The sequence below is a fragment of the Myroides guanonis genome (genome assembly GCF_900114085.1).
Lineage (GTDB): Bacteria > Bacteroidota > Bacteroidia > Flavobacteriales > Flavobacteriaceae > Flavobacterium > Flavobacterium guanonis.
This window is the reverse complement of record NZ_FORU01000032.1, coordinates 1-1,716: the sequence shown is the minus strand read 5'-3', so window position 1 is coordinate 1,716 and position 1,716 is coordinate 1. Positions and strand designations below refer to the sequence as shown.

The window sequence follows — 1,716 nt, the reverse complement described above, 5'->3', positions numbered from 1 at the left end:
CTCCAATACATAATTCTCCGGCAACTCCAATAGGTAATAAATCTAAACTATTGTTAAGAATATAAATTTGGGTATTGGCTATTGGCTTTCCTATTGATATAGTTTCGTCTTCGTCACTTCTATTTTTGTAGTCTATAATGTCTGTTGTTACAACATGCGTTTCTGTTGGACCATAATGGTTGTGCAACATAACACCTTGTTGCTTGAAATATTTTTTTACATTTTCAGACAATTTCAATTGCTCTCCTGCTACAATAAGGTCTTTTACTGAATCTATTTTTTCGAAAAAACCCTCGGCTCCAAGAAATATAAAAAAAGCTGTTGGAAGAAACATTGTTTCAATATTCTTGTTCTTAATAAAATTTGCTAAACCAGCTAAATCTTTCTTAGTTTCTGATGGAACTATATATAATTCTCCCCCTTGTGTAATTACAAAAAATATTTCCTGAAATGACATATCAAAACTTATACTTGACAATTGTGTCACCCTTTGATTAGAAATACCTAATTGATTATTATTACATATCAAGTTGAATAATGCATAATGAGACATCATTACACCTTTTGGCTTTCCTGTGCTTCCTGAAGTATATAAAACATATGCTAAATCATCTCGAGCTATTACTTTATTCAAATTCTCTGTTGAATAGCCTGAAATAAGATCCCAATCAGTATCCAATAATAAAATCGATAAACCTTCATACCTCTCTAATAAGCCACCAGTAGTATTGCTGCTCAACACTGTTTTAATACTAGCATCCTTAAGCATATAAGCTACACGATCACTTGGATATTCCGGATCAATGGGAACATAAGCTCCTCCTGATTTTAATATCCCTAAAATACCAATAACCATTTCCAAGTTACGATCTAAACAAATTCCGACTAAACTATCTGTAATTACTCCTTGTCCATATAAATAATGACTCAACTGATTCGAACTTTGATCTAATTCCTTATAGGTTAATGCCTGACCTTCAAAAACTACAGCAATTGCATCAGGAGTGTTTTTTACCTGTTCCGAAAATAAATCTAATATTGTTTTGTCTTTGGGGTACTCTGTAAAAGTATCATTGAAAACGTCTAATAATTGTATCTCTTCCTTTTTGGTTAATATTGACAAACTATCTATTGGCTGTGTGATATCGCTTATTATGCTTTGCAGCAAATTTTGGTAATGCAATATCATCCGATCAATAGTATCCTTATCAAACAAAGTTGTGCTATATTCTAAATTTAATGTAATGACTTCTTCAAATTCAGAAATCACCATATTTAAATCAAACTTAGAACTAACCATATCAAACTCATATTCCGACAAGGTAAATCCTTCTAAGGATATATCTTTAGATTCTTTAGGAGTGTTCTGTAAAACAAATAACACCTGAAATAATGGTGTCATGCTCATATCACGGGTATTAACTACACGCTCTACAACCTTTTCAAAAGGTGCTAATTGATGGTCATAACCCTCCAGAGTAGTCTGTTTTATTCTTGACAATAAAGCTTTAAAACTTGGATTACCACTTAAATCACTGCGAAGTGCTAAGGTATTGACAAAAAAACCAATCATGCCCTCTAACTCTGATTGCGTTCTATTCGCTATTGGTGTCCCTACACAAATATCTTCCTGTCCACTATAACGGGATAACAATACCTTAAAGGCTGATAACATTAGCATAAACAGCGTAACGCCTTCTTGTTGACATATAGAAC

1 protein-coding gene is annotated in these 1,716 nt (G+C 32.7%); it reads right to left on the bottom strand.

The genetic code is table 11. The annotated features are described in order from the left end of the window. Nucleotides 1–1,716: non-ribosomal peptide synthetase (locus tag BM024_RS13580; protein WP_143077795.1), on the bottom strand; the 1,716-nt coding region annotated here is incomplete at both ends.